The 17,906-nt window shown below is 66.7% G+C and carries 10 protein-coding genes and 1 riboswitch; of the genes, 5 read left to right on the plus strand and 5 right to left on the minus strand.

Features of this window, described 5'->3' with window-relative positions; all coding sequences use genetic code 11:
- Positions 1 to 8: 8 nt before the first annotated feature.
- From RBA40_RS02665 to RBA40_RS02685, 5 genes are all read right to left on the minus strand, one after another.
- Positions 9 to 2,147, minus strand: a complete 2,139-nt coding sequence (locus RBA40_RS02665) for a TonB-dependent receptor (protein WP_374710447.1) — start codon at positions 2,145 to 2,147, stop codon at positions 9 to 11.
- Between the two features lie 107 nt (positions 2,148 to 2,254).
- Positions 2,255 to 2,638 carry a DUF2946 domain-containing protein gene (locus tag RBA40_RS02670; protein ID WP_306645731.1) on the minus strand — a complete coding sequence of 128 codons (384 nt, stop codon included), beginning with the start codon at positions 2,636 to 2,638 and terminating at the stop codon, positions 2,255 to 2,257.
- A 119-nt stretch (positions 2,639 to 2,757) separates the two neighbouring features.
- Positions 2,758 to 4,860 (minus strand): TonB-dependent receptor, encoded by a 2,103-nt coding sequence (locus tag RBA40_RS02675; protein WP_306645733.1) that lies wholly within the window; start codon positions 4,858 to 4,860, stop codon positions 2,758 to 2,760.
- 177 nt (positions 4,861 to 5,037) lie between these two features.
- Positions 5,038 to 5,274, minus strand: a riboswitch (cobalamin riboswitch).
- Positions 5,275 to 5,396: 122 nt separating this feature from the next.
- Positions 5,397 to 5,531: a hypothetical protein gene (locus RBA40_RS02680; RefSeq protein ID WP_306645734.1), complete on the minus strand. Its 135-nt coding sequence runs from the start codon at positions 5,529 to 5,531 to the stop codon at positions 5,397 to 5,399.
- A 2-nt stretch (positions 5,532 to 5,533) separates the two neighbouring features.
- Positions 5,534 to 8,512: a SpvB/TcaC N-terminal domain-containing protein gene (locus tag RBA40_RS02685; protein ID WP_306645736.1), complete on the minus strand. Its 2,979-nt coding sequence runs from the start codon at positions 8,510 to 8,512 to the stop codon at positions 5,534 to 5,536.
- 810 nt (positions 8,513 to 9,322) lie between these two features.
- Between RBA40_RS02685 and RBA40_RS02690 the strand changes: the two genes are divergently transcribed.
- The 5 genes from RBA40_RS02690 (at position 9,323) to RBA40_RS02710 (ending at position 17,899) form a co-directional block, all read left to right on the plus strand.
- Complete coding sequence (locus tag RBA40_RS02690; RefSeq protein ID WP_306645738.1) at positions 9,323 to 9,598, plus strand: DUF6200 domain-containing protein; 276 nt, start codon at positions 9,323 to 9,325, stop codon at positions 9,596 to 9,598.
- Positions 9,599 to 9,612: 14 nt separating this feature from the next.
- Positions 9,613 to 9,918, plus strand: a complete 306-nt coding sequence (locus RBA40_RS02695) for a DUF6312 domain-containing protein (protein WP_306645740.1) — start codon at positions 9,613 to 9,615, stop codon at positions 9,916 to 9,918.
- A 124-nt stretch (positions 9,919 to 10,042) separates the two neighbouring features.
- On the plus strand, positions 10,043 to 11,893 hold the full coding sequence (locus tag RBA40_RS02700; protein ID WP_306645742.1) for an AarF/UbiB family protein: 1,851 nt from the start codon (positions 10,043 to 10,045) through the stop codon (positions 11,891 to 11,893).
- Positions 11,894 to 11,910: 17 nt separating this feature from the next.
- Positions 11,911 to 13,650 carry an ABC1 kinase family protein gene (locus RBA40_RS02705; protein WP_306645743.1) on the plus strand — a complete coding sequence of 580 codons (1,740 nt, stop codon included), beginning with the start codon at positions 11,911 to 11,913 and terminating at the stop codon, positions 13,648 to 13,650.
- 289 nt (positions 13,651 to 13,939) lie between these two features.
- The gene (locus RBA40_RS02710; protein WP_306645745.1) at positions 13,940 to 17,899 is read left to right on the plus strand and encodes a non-ribosomal peptide synthetase; all 3,960 of its coding nucleotides are present in this window, start codon (positions 13,940 to 13,942) and stop codon (positions 17,897 to 17,899) included.
- Positions 17,900 to 17,906 lie beyond the last annotated feature (7 nt).

Here is a 17,906-nt window from a genome sequence, read left to right on the forward strand (position 1 = left end):
CGGCGGCCTCAAAACGCCACGCGCAGCGCAAGGTCGGCCGTGCGCGGCGCGCCCAGATAGGCCATGCTCGCACCGAGGTTGACGGCGTGGACCCGGTCTCCCGCATTGCGCACCCGTCCCACCACCGTGACATCGTGGCTGATCTGGTAACGCAGGCCCAGGTCGAGCAGGGTGTAGGCCGGCCAGGCGATGCTGTTGGCCGCATCGGCATACACGCTGCCCACGTAGCGCAGACCGAGACTGGCCTTGATGGCGGGCGTGACGGCGTAGCCCAGCCACAGGTTGGCGACCGACCGCGGCGTATTCGCGGGCGTCTTGCCCGCCAGCGAGACGCCGCCCTGGCGGTATTGCTCGTATTGCGCATCGACCCGGGTCAGGTTGCCCTGGATCGACCACCGGCGCGTCGGTTGCAGGCCCAGCGACAGCTCGACGCCGTTGGCCGATTGCTCGCCCACCAGCACGGTCACGGCGCTGTTGTCCGGGTCCTGGGTGGCGATGTTTTTGCGCTCGATGCGGTACGCCGCCACCGTGGCCGCGCCTTTACCTTGCCAGAAGTCCAGCTTGGCGCCGATCTCTCCCTGCCGTCCGGTGGTCAGGTCGCTGTTGTTGCGCACGTCGCCAAACGAGGCGGTCGACAACACGCCCGACGGCGGGTCGGCCGCCGTTGCATACTGGACGTAGGCGGTGGTACCCGGCGCGAGGTCCCATACCAGCCCGGCGCGGCCGGTGGTCGGGCTGTAGCGGCGCGCAAAGCTGGCCGGGTTGGCGGCGTTTATCTCGCGCCGGTTAACCAGGTCCAGCTCAATGCGCTCGTGGCGCAGCGCGCTCACCAGGTTCAGCGACGGCGCGATGGCGGTGCGGTTTTCGATGTAGGCGGCGCGGGTCGTGACCTTGTTGTCGCGGTCGGGCCGCAAGGCCGGGCTCATGCCGGGAATGTCGAAGAAACGCTCGGTCGCGAAGGCGTACGGATCGACGCTGCCGAGCGAGGCCGGCAGGCTGTTCGGAAAGCGGGTCTGCCGGTTGACGCTGACGTCAATGCCGAGCGCCCAGTCGCTGCGCCGGCCCGCCAACTCGCCCTTGTAGGTGGCGTCGAGGCGCTCGCCCAGCATGCGCTGCTCGTGGCGCTGCAACAGGATGCCGGAGCGCTCCACGGCCGTGTTGGCCGGGTTGAAGCGGTAGCTCTCGACGTTACGGTAGTCCCGCACGGCGTCGTAGGCGTACACGGTATTGGTGAGCTGGACCGCATCGCTGGCGCGCCATTCGGCCACTGAGCGCAGCCAGTGCACGCGCTGGGCGTAGACGCCGTCGGCGCTGTTGTAGTTCTTGAAGCGGGTGGCCGGATCGATGCGCGCGCGGCCGCCGACCGGATTGAGGAGCGGCGTGCCCCAGTAGGGCCGCTCCACATTCTCTTCCTGGAACTCGTAGGCCAGAATATGGGTAAAGCGCGGACCGAGGTCGGAGCGCAGCGATGCCGCCAGCTGGGTCGAGCGGGCGCCGCTGGCGTCGATCCAGCTATCGGCGTCGCGATGATTAAGGTCGATGCGGATGTGATGCTGGTCGCCGAGGCGCTGGTTTGCGCCGATGGAAGCTTCTTTCAAACCATCCGTACCAAGGCGCACCTGCGCCTCGCTAAAGTCGCGCCGTTCGGCTACCTTGGTGATGTAATTGATGGAACCGCCGACCGCCCCCGAGCCGAACAGAAAGCTCGACGGGCCGCCGATGGCTTCCACCCGGTCGATGATCCAGCTGTCGACCGGGCGCGCCGCGATCGCATACTGTACGTTGACGCCGTTGAAGAGCTGGCTGATCGATCCGCTGCCAAAGCCGCGGTAGCTGACGCCGATATTGCCTGGCGCATTGTGGGCGGTGACGCCGGGAATGGCGCGCAGGATTTCCTGGGTGTCCTGGGCGCCGCGCGCGTCGATCATGGCGCGGTCGACCAGGGTGACGGTGGCCGGTGTTTCGCGCGGTGTCAGGCCGAGCCGGCTGCCGGTGGCGGTGGCCGTGTCCAGGTTGAGCTTGCCGTTGGCGCGCGGCGCGCTTCCCGTGATCTCCACCGTGGGAAGAGGCTCATCGGCACGGGCGTGGGGGTTCATGGCGGTGCAGGCAAAGGCCAGCGCCGCCGCATGGAATGGGGTTGCAGTCATTTGGTGCTCTTGTTTCGTTTGCCTTGTGACAGGCGAGTGGAGATGGACGCCGCATGCGGCGCCTGATCGGCTTGCTTGAGCCGATTCGTGAGCGAAGTCTTACCGGGTCAGAGCGACGGCGGACCGCGTGCTTGCGCGGCTGTCCATTCGAAGCGGGCTTTGGGCGCGTCGGGGAGACGCGCGGTGGGTGGGGCGTCGGCGACGGCAAGGGCCGGCGGGCAAGGCGCTTGCGGCAACAGGAGCATGCCGTTGCCGTGATGGCAGTACGGGCAGTGCTTGAGCTTGCCGTCGTGCGGCGCGGGCGCGGCGTCGCCGCCGCCCGCCAGTCGGTCGGCGGCGGCCCCCGCGCTGCCAGCCCGGCAGATGTCAGCCTGCGGGTAGGGCGCGCCGGCGTTGGCGGCGAATGCATGCGAGAGCGCCGGCGCCAGCACGGCCACGAGCATGGCCAGCACGGCCAGCCAGGACGCCAGGACATTCGCCCTGCGGTTCATGCGCATCGCCGCACTGCTCTCATCGTTACGCCGCTCTCATCGTATACATGCGCGGATTGTAGCAGCGCCGATAAACACCGTAAACGGCGCCGTGCCGGCGCAGGCAGGTTCGCGGACATTCAGAAGCGCCATGCCAGACCGGCGCGCAGGGTGCGCATTTCGCCCGGATGGGTATGAATGTCGGCCACCGGTGCAGGCTCGCCCGGCAACTGCGATGCGTAGTAGTAGTCGATATCGCTCACGCGGCGGTCCAGCAAATTGAGCACTTCGACGGTCAGCTTGAGGTGCGGCGCGAGCCGGTAGCCGAGCTTCATGTTGAGCAAGGTGGACGAGGGCGAGCGGACCGAATCGTCTTCGACCAGTGCGCGCGGGCCGAAGTAGCGCAGGCGCACGCCGCCCGACCACGGGCCGGCGGCGCCCGACACACCGACCGAGGCAGTGCGGGTGATCGACCCGGGGATGAATGCGCCGGCCGGATCGCTGTCGCGAAAGCGCGCGTGCGACCACGCGAGGTTGGCATCGATGATCCAGTCTTTCGCGGGCGTGTAAAAATTGGCCAGCTCGATGCCGTGCCGCCGGCTCGGGCGGCCTGCTTCGGTGGTGCCGGCGTCGCCGATGAAGATCAGTTCGGAATCGAGGTCGAGCTTCCAGGCGGCGATGGTGGTTTGCATGCCGGGCACCAGGCCGGCCAGCCGCAAGCCTGCCTCTTTGCCGGTTCCCCGCACCAGCGGCGTGGCGCGCTTGATGTCCGCACCGTCGGCGTCCACCGCCAGGCCGGTCTTGGGATCGACAGTGCCGGTGACGCCACGGGCGTCGTTGCTGTGGAATCCCCGTCCCCAGTTCAGGTACATCTCCGCATTTTTCCCCAGCGTGAAAATCGCCGTGAACTTCGGACTGGTGATGCCGGCATTCACCTTGCCCGAGTTGGCGGGCCTGTCGCTGTGGACATCGAACGCGTAGCGGTCGGCGCGCAGCCCGGCGACAGTGCGCAGCCATGGCGCCCAGACGGTGCTATTGGACAGGTACAGCGCGCCGCTGCGCTCCTTGACCCGGTCCTCGCGCACGGTCGAGCGGCGCTGGCGCGCCTCGCTCAAATACAGGCCGACCGGGGCCAGCCTGTCCTGGCGCAGCTGAACGCCGAACGCTGTCTCGGAAGCGAAGGGGCCCAGTGCGTGGCGCCATGTGCGCTGCGCGTCCAGGCCGAGAATCTGCCGGCTTTCCGCCTGGTGGAACTGGTCGCCGTGCTCCGGATCGTCCAGTGCATAGGTAAAGTCGCTGAACAGGTCGAGCCGCGATGTGATGATGTAGGCATTGGCCCTGGCGCTGCCCGTGCCGTACTGGCGGCTCCACTCGCCCGACAGGCTGTAACGCGAGGTTTCGCCGCCATCCGTGGGCGCGAGCGTGCCATAGCGGCCGATCAGGCCGGCGTCGAGCGCGCGTTGCGGCACCTGATCGGTCGACGTCCACGACGAATGCATGCCCATCGCCGTCATCCGCACATCGTCGTCGCCGCGCCGCCAGCTGTACGACAGCACGCCGTTGACACGCTTGTAGTCTTCCGGCGTCTCCCACGGGCCATCCTGGCCCGCGCGCTCGAGCGCGTACAGCAGCGTACCGGCGGCGAGCGGGGTGGCGTTGGCGAGCAGCGCGCGGCTGAAGCGGTTCTGGCCGGTCTCCAGACTCAACAAGCCTTGCTCCATTTGCCGCACGTAGTCGAAAGCGGCCGCGCCGGCGACGGAAAAATCGCCTTCCTCGGCGTAATAGGTGCCTTTTTTATACGCGATGGTGCTCACCAGCTCCGGAATCAGGAAATTGAGGTCCGAATAGCCCTGGCCGTGCGCATTGGTCGGCAAGTTGACCGGCATGCCCATCACGGTGGTGCGGAAATCGGTGCCGTGATCGAGATTGAATCCGCGCGCAAAATATTGATTGGCTTTGCCGTCGCCGGCGTGCTGGGTCACGATCAGGCCCGGCACCGCTTCGAGCAGCTCGCCGGTGCGCAGCAAGGGGCGGTTTTCGAGCTGCCTGGCGGTCACGGTGCCCTGGTTGGCCGAATCGGCGACGCCGAGCGGTATCAGGCTGGCGGACACGCGCACTTGCTGGACGGAGGATGGGGTATCGCCGTCGACGGTGGCGCTGGCAAAGGCGGGCATGGCCAGCAGCAGCATCGGCGACAGCAGGCGCAGCCCGCGTTGCGACGGGGCAGGGGTGATATTTTTCACGGGTACTCTCGGTTAAGACCGGGCATGCCGGTCTGCTTGTTTTATACGGCGCACATCCCCGTGCGCCGAGAAAAAGAAAGCTGCGGCCGACAGAGGCGCGAGAGTCGATGGAGATGAGGGAGCGGCGGCATTGCGCGCGGTCCCAGGCGATCCACAAACACGACAATTCCCGGCCGCTTGCTTCCATGCGTCCTGGCCGGTATCCGGGCTGACAGGTCAGATTGCCTCGCCTTCCCATGCCAGCGGCACAGTGGACCAAAGAGACAACCGGCCGCACGTCGTTGGACGACATGCGGCGCCTGTTTTACCGTTGCGGGGACAGCACACGTTTGCCGCTGGCATGCCAGCGCGTGTTTCCCGTTTAACTGCGGCCTTCGGAACAAGGCCGCGAGCACCAAAACGTGGCAATCATAACGGCTGCTGATGTATTTAGCAACGTTTCCATATGCAATGACAGGCCGAGCCCAAGGAAGCGCTACGCTTGCCGGCCACGCTGGAACCGATGGCCCGGGCCTTGAGTTCAGGCAAGCCGGCGCTTACCAGTTGTATTTCAAGGTCGCCCGCGCCGAGCGGGAAAGGCCCAGATAGCAGCTGTGGGTGGCGAAGCAGGAGGCGACATAGTCCTTGTCCGCCACATTGTTCACGTGCAGTTCAGCCATCCAGTCGTTCATGCCTAGCCGGCCCAGTTCGTAGCGCAGCGCCGGACATGGAAATTCTGTTCGGTGACGGTGTACGGCGTGCAGGCGCGCGCCGCTTGCCAGGGCGCGGCGCCGGGGCCGGCATCATCGGCGTAGACTTCCTGGCGCAGCATCACGCCAGCCAGCGCGCGGCTCGCTTCGCGCTCCTCGGCCAGGGTCAGACCGGGCGGCAGCGGCGTGTCCGGCAGCAGCAGGGCGCGCGCCTCGCGCTCGCTCAATCCCGGTTCGCGGAAGTACTCGCCGCGGCCGCGGGCGTGCGGCGGTCCGTCGAAACAGTCCGCTATCCGGTCGCGGCCGAGCCAGGCGCCGGTATGGAACCAGGTCCTGGTGTGGATGGGCGGCACATGCGACGCCTCGGCGATATTGTCGGCCGCTGCCTCGCAGGCCGCCAGCGTGCCGAATTCCTCCGTATCCCACTGTTCCACCATGCCGAAGCCGCGAAATTCGCGCTCCTCTCCATCGAAGTAGCCGTGGTGGTAGGCGTAGCGGGTGACGAAGCGGCTGCGGCTGATATGGTCCCAGGTTTCGACGCGCTCGACCACGTGCACCGGGAACGGCAACCGGGTGAGCCAGGGCTTGCCGCCGCGCTTGTCCTGAAGGTAGAAACGGGTCGATGTGGCGTAGTCGAGGACGGTTTCGGCGCCCAGGATGTTGTCGGTCCGGACCAGCAGATGGGGCTTGCGCTCGCCCATCAGGTTGACGTAGCGCATAGGCCGGCCTGCATCGGCCGGCAAGGGCGAGGACCAGACCAGGCAGATGGTGCCGTTGCCGAGCAGGTCGACCGCCGCGATGTTGACCAGGTCGTCGATGCGCGGGAATACCTGCATGCGGTGCGCCGCGCCCCAGGCATTGCCCGACTGGTTGAAATACAGGCGCACGCCCTCGCTGTGCAGATAGATGATGTCGGCGCTGCCGCTGCCATCGATATCGGCCAGCCGGATGCGGCGATGGTCGAACTGGCCGGCGTGGTCGAACCATGGCGGGTTGTCCATCGTGACCTTGGCGCCGAAACGGCCGAAGCCGAGGTTTGGCCAATAGCACACTTCGCCATTGCGCAAGCGCACGATGTCGGCCAGGCCGTCGCCGGAAAGGTCGGCCAGGTGGATCGATTCGCTGGCATCGGCGAAGACCACGCGCGGGCCTTTTTCCTCGTCCAGTGCCGGGAATACGCGGCGCGCCGGGCCGAAGCCTTCCTCGCCCAGCGAGGGGTGCCAGAGCAGGGCGTCGTCTTCGGTGATCATCACATCGGCGCGGCCGTCGCCGTCGAGGTCGACGAAGCGCAGGTTCGGGTCGCGTGATGGCAGGTTCAGGGGCGCGCGGAACGGTTTGAACGGTTGCCAGCCTTCGCCGTCGTCGTGCTCGTACAAGCCCGGCATGGGGCCTTGCATGACCACCACGTCGGGCCGCCCGTCGCCAGCGAGGTCGAGCAATTCCACGCCGCCGGCGAGCGACACATTCGGCCGCAGCGCGACCGTTTCGAGCGGCGCGAACTGCGCGCGCCCGGCCAGGGGGCTGATGTTGCGCGTGTAGTACCAGAATCCACCCTGTTCGGTGAGGATGCCCTGCACGCCTTCGCCATGCAGGTCGGCCCAGCGATAGGCGCTGCCATCGACCCCGGCCGGCAGGTTGGCCAGGCTGTCGGCATCGACTTCTTCCACCGTCTCCTGGACCACGGGCCTTGTATATCCGAACTCGACTGGCGGCACGCTGCTGCGCGCGTAGCCGTCGCCGCAGCGCCGGTAGCCGCTCTGGGTGACCGCTTGCAAAAAGCTGTAGGCCGCAGCGGCGTGCTGCTGGTGCGCATGGTCGTGTGCGTGGTCGTGCGCGTGGCACAAGTCGGTGGAGTGCACCAGGCAATCGCGCCCGACTTCCGGCTCGCACGGAAAATGGTGAAACATCAGCACGCGCCGGCACAGGCGCGCGGTGCGTACCTCGAAGCCGGCGCGGTAGCTGGAGAATGGATCGGGACGCGCCGGCCACGGATGGAGCAGGGCGCCGGCCGGGTCCCTGGCGCAGTCGTCGTGCGGCCCTGGGGCGTCGGCGTCATGGTCGCCATAGTCGAACACGAGCTCGAACATCCAGTCCGGATCGATGTCGGGCAGCGCGGCCGGGCGCTCGCCTGCGATCAGCAGCGGGGTGCGGTTGCCGTAGAGGATGCGCTTCGGGTAGCGGTTGGCGCTGCGGCTGGGATCGTTGCGCGCACCGCGATTGCGCTCGTGCGCCTGGTCGAGGTCGATGCCGATGCCGTCTTCCGCCTTGTATTGGTGGAGCATGGCGTTGCCCTTGTCGTCGCGCGTCTGGCAGAGCAGCCAGCTGAACACACGTTGCGGGCCGCCACACGGGGAGTCGGCGATGCGTGAGTCGTCGTCCAGGCCGTAGATGGTGAGGATGTTGTCCTTGGACCAGATGCGCCAGTGCGTGTCGCCGTCGGCGTGCCGGGTCCAGCGTTCGATGCGCGCGAACAAGCCCTCGATGCGCGGCCGGTAGCGCTGCAGCGTATGGCCGGGGACGCTGTCGCGGTCTTCCTGCCGTCGGCCGTCGGACCCGAGCACAGGCACCAGGTCCTCGGCGCCGGCGAGGATGAAGACGTCCGACTGGTCGCCATCGTCATACCGGGGCAGGCCTTTGCTGGTCTTGCGGGTGATGGCGGGCAGGGCCAGGCTCCAGCCGAAGCCGAAGGCGCTGTTGCCATTGCCGGAGTCGTACCCGAGCGAGAGCTGGGGACCGAAACCGGCGCGTCCCGGGCTGGCCGCGATCGGCACCGACATCGATCCGGTGCCGGTGGCCGGGTTGGCGGCAAATTTCTCGCCGATCCCGCTGATCGCGCCGCCGCCTTTTGGCAGGGAAATGGAGGGCGGTGCGGACTGGCCCTGCCCGGGTAAGGTCTGCCCGCTTTGGGTAGCGGCGTCGCCTTGCACGCTTGCTGAACGGTTTGCTTCACGAGGGTTCTGCACCGTCGCCTCCGATCGCTCTTGCACTCGAAAATGGTCGCCCCATGTGGCGTCGGGATGCGATGCTGTTGTGTGCGCCTGGCATGATCACCGGTCAAGCTTAGTAGCTTGCAGCGCATGTAAATACACACATTGTCACGTCGGCATTCATGTCACAATATGGTCGATATGGGCTCGCTGTGTGCACGAACAGCGCAAGGCCAGTGATCGATAGACGACGCGTTCAATGCAGTTGTTTCGTTAACCACACAGCCAGCCGCCGCGCTCCGCTGCTCCCGGCAGCAGCGACGCCGCTCCGTAACGTGGGTGCCAGGAGGACAGTAGCTTGAACGGCGAGCGCAGCCTGGCCGCGAGCGCAGCGCAGTTCTTTTTTGTCTGTCCGGGCAAATGGGTGGCAGCCGATCGCCGCCTTCCAACGCAGGAACGCAACGATTCCAATCCCACTTGCAGCGGATGCAAACTTCCACGGCTGCTCGCGATCGCGGCTGCGGGTCTTCACTGGCCACTTACTTGACCTCCCTCTGGAACGGCGCCGCAGGCAGGTCCTCGGTGCTGTACAGATATTGATGAAGCGCAGGTCCGGATTGCTGGAGGCGGCCGCCTACGATGTGAACGGCAAGCCGCTGCGCGGGCAGGGGTGTGCGCGGGCTCTGCAAGGTGCGAAATTTGCCGTCCGGAATTGACGATTTGCACGGAAAACAACTACAACACTGAAATGTGAAATTTTTTATCATGTCGCGCGATAAATCTTAGACAGATGCTATCATTCAAGCACACGTGCGCACGGGCGCAGGTACCAACGAAGGAGTTCTCATGAAGTCCATTCAAAGTTCCGACGAGTCAGGTGAGTCAGTCATCATTACCTCCGAAGTAGCCCAACATGACGCGCCATTGATCCTCGATCTTGGCACGCGCAAAAAGAAGCAGGTCAAGGGGCTGCGCCGTGGCGAGGGCAAGTTAATGAATCGAATCGGCATCGTCCTCGACGAGCTGAAGAAAAGCGGCCAGATCGCCGCATCGGCACAGCCCATCGTGCTGGTCGTGCGCGAGAAGCGGGAGAAGGGCTTGAAAGCCCTGTTCAAATCCTAAGCCGGGGGAATCTCATGTCCGAACTGAAACTCGATCCTATCGTTGGTCGCATTACCATCCTGCGAAAGGATGCGGCGACCGGCCACGTCTACGTGGCCACCAATCTGCGTAACCTTGGACGCAAGAAAAGAAGCACCAAGCTGCTGCGTCCGCTCGAAAAACTGATCCGCCGTGTCGGCAAGGCCCAGGCGCGCAGTGCCGTGATCTATACCCAGCGCCACGAAACGTCGAATCGCAAGAAGAAGAACGGCTGGTTGTATGACATGATGGCCAATATGCGCAAAGCGCAAAAGCAAGCCTGGAAGAGTACGCGGAAATAAAGCACCGGTGAAGACTGGCGGGGCCGCTTTTGCGCCCGCCCGCCCGCACATCCCCCTTTTTTTGCTCTGACGTCAGTGCTGGCATCGTGCCGGCCTGCCTTTTCATGTCTGCGTGATCGGTCCTATGAGCCTGCAAGCGCCCACCCACGTACCGCCGCCATCCGCACGCCCGGTGCTGCGGACACGGGCGAAATGGCTGCTCGAGAGCGCCAGATTGCCATCGGTATTTCCGGCAAGCACGCCGGCTCTGGGCGCCAGCGCGGCGCCGGCCCACACCGTGCACAGCCATGGAACGGTGATCTTCGGCCTGTTGCGCCTGTGGGTGCGCTACAGGGTGGCGCGCCTCCTGCGCCCGGCGCAACTGGGGGAAAGCGGCGACGCCATCGGCCTGCGGCTGGCGCTATACCAGGGCTTCTGGTTCGATCTGTTGCAGCGTAGCGCCCAGCCCCAGGGACCGTTCCCGGCCGCCATGCGTCCGTCCTTGCAACGGCATGCGCGGCCGGCGCCATCGATGACGTTTGCCGACATCGACGCGCTCGTCCTGCGTGATCTTGGCACACCGGTCGCGGCACTGTTTTCCCGCTTCGACCCACAGCCTGTCCGGGTGGGCAACTACACCGAGACATACCGGGCCACGCTGCGCCGCGAAGCGGTGGAGGTCGACGTGCGGATCCAGCGCGCCCATCTGGCGCCAAGACTGCAACGCGACCTACGGATACTCAAGCTTCTCGCCAAGGTGCGGCACCGCCTCAAGGGACCCCGGCGCACCCTCTTCGACGACATCATCGACGGCTATGCCGAGCGCCTGCCGGCCTTGCTGGATCTGCGTTACGAAGCGTCGGCGCGGCGCCGCATGCGCAGGGTGCTGCGCGAACACAAGGTGTATGTGCCGCGCCTGTTCCGCGCCTATACCAGCAAGCACATACTCGTCCATGAACATATTGCGGCGCCCAGCGTGCAAGAGCTCATCGATCTGCGCGAACGCGACCCGCAGGCCGCGCAGGGCTGGTTGCGCACGAACGGCATCGAGCTCGATGTGGCCGGCCGGCGCGTCTACCATTCCTTGCTGCGGCAAATCTGCGAAGACGATTTTTTCAACCAGAACATGGTCCCGTCGAATATCCTGTTACTGCGCAACAGCCGCTTCGCCATACTCAGCTGCGACGCCACCGCCTCGGTCGACAAGCGTTTCCTCACCATCTTCAATCTGGCCATGGCCGCATTGGCCAACGAGGCGTACGACAAGTTCGCCGACATGCTGTTTTTGCTGTGCGATTCGCTGCCGGCCAGTAATCTGGCGAACGTGCGCGCCGAGTTGATCCGCACCGTCCGCAATTACGCGGCGCGCGCCGTGCTCGACACTCTCGGCCACGAGGAAAAGTCCTTGTTTGTCCTGACCCGCGACGTCTCGGCCATCCTCGACCGCAACGGCATTGTGCTGGACGCCCAAATGTTCAAGCTGATGGACGCCATGGGCAGCGCCGACGCGCTGGTGGCGCAGTGCTGCCCGCGCATGAATCACCGCACGGAACTGGAGCGCTTCGCCAAAAAGGCGGCGGCGCGCCAGATGCGGTCGGTATTCGCCGGCGGCGTCAGAAAGGCCGTGGCCGGCATCGTCGGTCCGATTAGCGAATTGGTGCGCTTCGAAACGGCGTCGGTGCGGAAGAAGGCGCAGAACTTCCGCGCGAGCACGGGCAAACTGGCCTATGTCGGCGCAACCTTGGTCAAGTGGGTCGGCCGGGCCGTGTTGATCGGCGCCGTGTATGCCGGCTGGATCTACCTGCATCAGCATCACGCCGACGTGGTCGCGCCGCTGCGCCATACGGCCGCAACGGCGCATGCGCAGAATGTTGAACATTTGCCGGTGGGTGCGTGGTTCGCCATTATCATCGGCGCCATGCTGGTCTATGGCAGCGTGCGCAGCATCCGCCGGCGCCTCGAACAGGAAGACCGCGTGGTGCGGGGCGCCGCTTGAAGACGCTGGACCCGCGCTTGATCCCATCGACGCTGGTGTCGCGCGGCCGGCAGGCGCCAGTGGATGTGCAGCCCCTGGAAACAGCTTCGCTCGCAAGGACGCTGGGCCTGGTTGCGCGCATGCTCGGGTGGATTACCCGTCTCATTCTGTACCGCTTGCGCGGCCGTCCGCTGGGGTTGGCCATGGCGGTGGAAATTCGTTCGCTCATCGAGGACATGGGCGGGCTGTGGGTCAAGACCGGCCAGCTGCTGTCGCTGCGCACCGACCTGCTCAGCCCGGAATTCAGCCGCGAACTGTCGCGCCTGCAGTACGCCGCCGTCGGCTTCCCCTTTGTCATCGCCCGGCGCTGCATTGAAGACGAACTCGGGCAGCCGCTCGAAGCGGTGTTCAGCCATTTCGACGAGCATCCCGTGGCCGCCGCCTCGATCTGCCAGGTGCACCGCGCCACCTTGCGCTCGACCGGCCAGAGCGTGGCAGTGAAGGTGCAGCGGCCGGGCATCGACAAGCGCTTTGCGCGTGACCTGTTCCTGTTGCGCATCATGCTCAAATCCATGCGCTACATGCCTGGCATGGGTTTTTTCACCTGGGATGAAATGCTCTGGGAAACCACCCAGATTTTCCGTGAAGAAGTCGACTACCGCTACGAAGCCTCGAATACCCTGCGCCTGCGCAAGTCGCTGCGCGCGCACAAAGTGTACGTGCCCAAGGTATTCGACTGCAGCACGCGCCGCCTGCTGGTGCTCGAATGGGTGCCGGGGGTGCTGATGTCGAGTTTTCTGGAGATGGGCCGCGAGGATCCCGAAGCCCTGCGTCTGTGGTGCCGGGAGAATCATGTCGATGCGGCCAAGGTCGGAGAAAAGCTGTTCCTGACGTTTTTTCGCCAGCTATTCGAGGACAACCTGTTCCACGGCGATCTGCATCCGGGCAACATCCTGCTTCTGCGCGACAGCCGCCTGGCGCTGATCGACTTCGGCAGTGCCGGCACCAACGACGCCACCTTGCTGGAGTATTACAAGATGTCGATGAAGGGCGTCGGCGAGCAAGACTTTCCGATGGCCGTCGATTACCTGTTCCTGCTGTCGGACCGCTTGCCACCGATCGATATCGAAGCGGTCAAGGCGAAAGTGGTGCGTACCTACCAGGCCTGGTCCGAACGGGCCGAGCATTCCGAGTTGCCCTACTACGAAAAGTCGATTGGCAATATGGGGCTCGAAGCGGGCAATGTGCTGATCGAAAACCAGATCGTGCTGAGCTGGTCGTTCATGAAGATCAGCCGCACCTGGGCCACGCTGGATGCCTCGCTGGCGGCGCTGCTGCCCGAGGTCAATTACATGAAACTCGTGTCGAAATACTTCAAGGGCGCCCAAAAGCGCGCTGTCGGCCACCTGTGCGAACGCGGCGTCGTCACCCTGGTGGAAAAAATGCACGCCGCCAGCGCGGAAGCCCAGATGCAGCTCGAGGAAATGGGAAGCAAGATGTTCCGTCTGCGCGCCCAGATGTCCAAGGGTGAATATTTCGTCGACAAGATCCTCGGCTTGGTGACCCGCGCCGCGCAGGCGCTCACGGCCGCCGTCCTGCTCGCCTTTGGCGTGATCGAATTCGAATTCGAGCACGCGCGCCACGCGACGGTCGCGCAACTGATCGATGTCATTCCCGACTTCGCCCATGAAAACCGCGCTTTCACGCTGGCCGCCCTGGCGCTATTTATGTATTGCGGGTCGCGTCTGCGCGCCGCGCTGAGAGGGCCGGGCGGGTGAGCGGGGCCGCCCATGGCGCCGCTGCGCAGCCCGGCGCGAGTCCGGTTGTCTAATTATCTTAATTGTTCTTTACGTAACTTCTTTTTTGATCCATAGTCCGTTCAGGAATTGTTGACAAGGTGCATCGCTACGACGACGCACGCCCGTCTCGGAACATGGATGAGAGCACATTAACTCAAGGGGATTGCATGCACTTGCAGGAGATCGTGAACGTCGAAATGAGGAATGAATTGCTTGTTCGAGCCGGTGCCGCCGTCAAGCTGCGCGCCGCCCGGCAAGGGACGGGCGGGTGAGCGGGGCCGCCCCCGACCCGGCCGTCCACGACGCCGCCACCCAGGCGAGCCTTCCTGCGCTGACCGAACTGCAGCTCGCCTACCTGATCGGCCCCGAGTTGCCCGAACTGGGCGGCACCGGGTGCTGGCTGTGCTGGGAGCTGGAGCGCCCCGAATGGGACATGGCGCGCCTGGAAGCGGCCTGGAACACGCTGGTCATTCGCCACGAGACCTTGCGCACCATCTTCGACGGCGCCGGTCAGCACGTTTTGGCAACCGTGCCCCACTACCCGGTCGACTGCCTCGACCTGCGCGGCGCCGGCGTGGCGCAAACGGCGCTGCAACTGGAGCGGCTGCGCGACCAGATGTTCGACACCCGCAGCGATCCGGCCCGCTGGCCGCTGTTCCGGGTCGCGGCGGCGCGTACCGACGCCGGCATGCGGCTCTGGCTCGGCTTCGACATGATCATGATCGATGCCGCCAGCATCTTTCGCCTGATCGGTGAATTGGGCCGGCTCCACGACGATCCGCACACGCCGCCGGCGCCGTTGACGGGGCATTACCGCGATGTCTTCGCCGCCCGGCACCAGGAAAAACTGCGGCGCCAGCATGTGTGCGCGCACTACTGGAGCGCGCGGCTGGACGACTTCCCGCGCGCGCCCGAGCTTCCGGTCAACGCCGTGGTGCCGACCGGCGGGCGTTTCGTGCGCTACGAGCAGCGCATCGGCGTCGCACACTGGAAAGCATTCCAGGGCTACGCCGCCGCGCGTTCGCTGGGACGCGTGCCGGCCGTCGTCGCCGTCTTCGCCCAGGTGCTGGCGCGCTGGGCGACGCAGCCGCGTTTCGCCCTCAACCTCACCGTCGGCAAGCACCTGGCCGAAGCCATTCCGGACGGCGTGCTGGGTGAATTCAGCAGCAATGTGCTGCTCGCGGCCGACTGCGACCGATCCGCGCCGTTCGCCGCCGGGGCAAGTGCCATCGCCGCCCAGCTGGCCAGCGACCTGGCCCATGCCGACACGAGCGGCATCGAGTTCGCCGCGCAACTGGGGCAGCGCCACGGCGCGCGATCGCTCATGCCGGTGGTATTTACCAGCCTGCTGCACCGGCACGCAACGTGCGCCCCGCTGGGCCGCTTCGTCACCGGCATGACGCGCACCCCGCAAGTGGGGCTGGACTGCCAGATCATGGACGACGAGGGGCGCCTGTACCTGAGCTGGGACGTGCGCGAGGGTTACTTCCCCGACGGCCTGGCCGAGGCCATGTTCGACACCTGGGCCGGGGCGATCGCACAACTGGCCGAGAGCGACGCCGCCTGGGACGCGCCGCTGTCGTTGCCGCTGCCGGCCGCCCAGCGCGAGCGGCGCGCCCAGGCCAACGCCACCGCCATGCCATGGCCGGCGCGGACGCTGCATGGGCGCGTGCTGGAACAGGCCGCCCTCACGCCCGCGCGGACCGCGCTGATCGCCCCGGATGGCACGCTCAGCTACCGCGAGCTGGCCGTGCGCGCCGCCGCCCTGGCGCACGCGCTGCGCCAGGGCGGGGCGCAAGCCAATGAGCTGGTGGCGGTCGCGCTGCCGCGCGGCTGGGCCCAGGTGGTGGCGGTACTGGGCGTGCAGATGGCGGGCGCCGCCTACCTGCCGATCGACCATGCGGCTCCGCCGGCCCGCGTGGCCGAGCTGCTGCGCCTGGGCCGCTGCCGCTACGCGGTGGCCGCCGCCGACGTGGCACTGCCTGACGGCGTGCAGCGCATCGCCGCCGCGCAGGAGCCGGCATCCCTCCTGTCGCCCGTGGAATGCGACCCCGGACCGGCCACGCCGGACGACCTGGCCTACGTGATCTTCACTTCCGGTTCGACCGGCACGCCCAAGGGGGTGATGATCCGCCACAGCGCCGCGGCCAACACCGTGCGCGACATCAATGAGCGCTACCACGTCAGCGCCCTGGACCGGGTGCTCGGCCTGTCCGCGCTCAACTTCGACCTGTCGGTCTGGGATATCTTCGGCACCCTGTCGGCCGGCGGCGCGCTGGTGATTCCACAGGCCGACGGCCTGCTCGATCCGGCCTACCTGAAAGAACTGGTCAACACGCACCGGGTCACGCTGTGGAATTCGGTGCCCAGCCACCTGCACATGCTGACCCAGGACAGCGCCGCGCTGCACCTGCCCACCCTGCGCCTGGGCATGCTCAGCGGCGATTGGATACCGCTCAGCCTGCCCGGCAGGGTGTCCTTCCCCCTGGTCAGCCTTGGCGGCGCCACCGAGGCGTCGATCTGGTCGATCGCTTACCCCATCGGGGAAGTGTCGCCGGCCTGGAAGAGTATTCCTTACGGCAAGCCGCTGGCGAACCAGCGCTTCCACGTGTTCGACGAGCGCATGGACGATTGCCCGGACGGCGTGGTCGGCCAGTTGTACATCGGCGGGGTCGGGCTGGCCGACGGCTACTGGGGCAGCCCGGAACTGACCGCGGCCAGTTTCGTGCGCCATCCGGGCACCGGCGAGCGCCTGTACCGCACCGGCGACTGGGGGCGCTACTACGCCGACGGCAACATCGAATTCCTGGGACGCACCGACGGCCAGGTCAAGATTTCCGGGCACCGGGTGGAACTGGGCGAAGTCGAGGTGGCGCTCGAGCGCTGCCCCGGCGTGGGCGGCTCGGTGGCGCTGACCTTCACCGACGCCCATGGCCAGCAGCGCCTGGCGGCGTTCATCACCGGCGCGGCCAGCGTGGGCGAGGTGCGCGAGCGGCTCAAGGCCACGCTGCCGGCCTACATGGTGCCATCGCGCCTGATCTCGCTCGCCACGCTGCCGCTGACCGCGAACGGCAAGATCGACCGCAAGCTGCTCGCCGCGCGCGCCGGCGCCGCGCCGGTCCAGGGCGTGGCCGACGCCGCGCCGCCCCGGCCCGCGCTCGAACGCCTGTTCGGGGGCGATTCGCTGGTGGCTGCCGGCGCGGCGCGACGCGCGCTGGCCGCCCCGGGCGCCAGCCTGCGCGCCGATCTCGCCGGCGCCGCCGCGATCGCGCTGCCATGCGCGCCGGCGGCGGCGCCATTGCAATCAGTGCGCGACTTCGCCGGTGCCGTCACGCTGGCGCAACTGGCCGCGCTGCTGAGCGGCCTGGGCGCCATCGAGGCTGGCGCGCGCCTGCAGCGCCGCTATCCGTCGGCGGGCGACAGCTACAGCGTGCAAACCTATGTGCAGCTGGGCGCTGCGGTTGGCGAACTGGCCGCCGGCATGTATTACTACCACCCGGCGCGCCACGCGCTGCTGTTCGTCGGCCCGGGCCAGGGCGTCGACGCCCGTTGCCAGGTGCCGGCCAACCAGCGCATGGCGGGGGAGGCGGCGTTCACCGTGTTCTTCTTTGCCCGGCTCGACGCCCTGCGCGCGCTGTACGGCGACATGGCCGAGCCGTTCGCCTGGATGGAAGCGGGCCACATGGCGCAGATCTTGCGGCAGTCGGCCGCCGAGCTGGGACTGGGCCTGTGCCTGGTGGGCGCCTACGACGCCGCCCCGGTGCTCGCTGCGCTCGCGCTGGACCCGCACAGCGTGGCGCTGGCGGCGATGCTCGGTGGCGTTCCAGCCACCCTGGCGCAGGTGGCGCCGGCGCCCGAGCCGGTCGCCCTTGCCGGCACCGGTGGCGCCGCCGGCGGCGAGCTGGCGGGGCAGATCGCCGCCATCTGGCGCGACCTGCTTGGCCTCGCGTCGGTCGGTCACGATGAGCGCTTCAACGAAGTGGGCGGCACCTCGTTCTCGATGATCGCCTTGCGCCGCGAACTGGCGCAGCGCCTCGGCGTGCACGTGTCGGTCACCGACCTGTTTCGATATACAACGATTTCGCAGCTCGCCGCCCATCTTGGCGAGCGCACGGGAACCGCCGTGGCGGCAGCGCCGGCACCGGCACCAGCACCGCCGTCCGACGACAGCGGCGACGCGCTGAGCGCCAAACGGCACATGCGGCGCGCCTTGCGCCGCGCATCATAGAAAGTAT

Origin of the sequence: Massilia pseudoviolaceinigra (assembly GCF_030846505.1) — a bacterium.
In the GTDB taxonomy this organism is placed as follows: Bacteria; Pseudomonadota; Gammaproteobacteria; order Burkholderiales; family Burkholderiaceae_D; genus Telluria_A; species Telluria_A violaceinigra.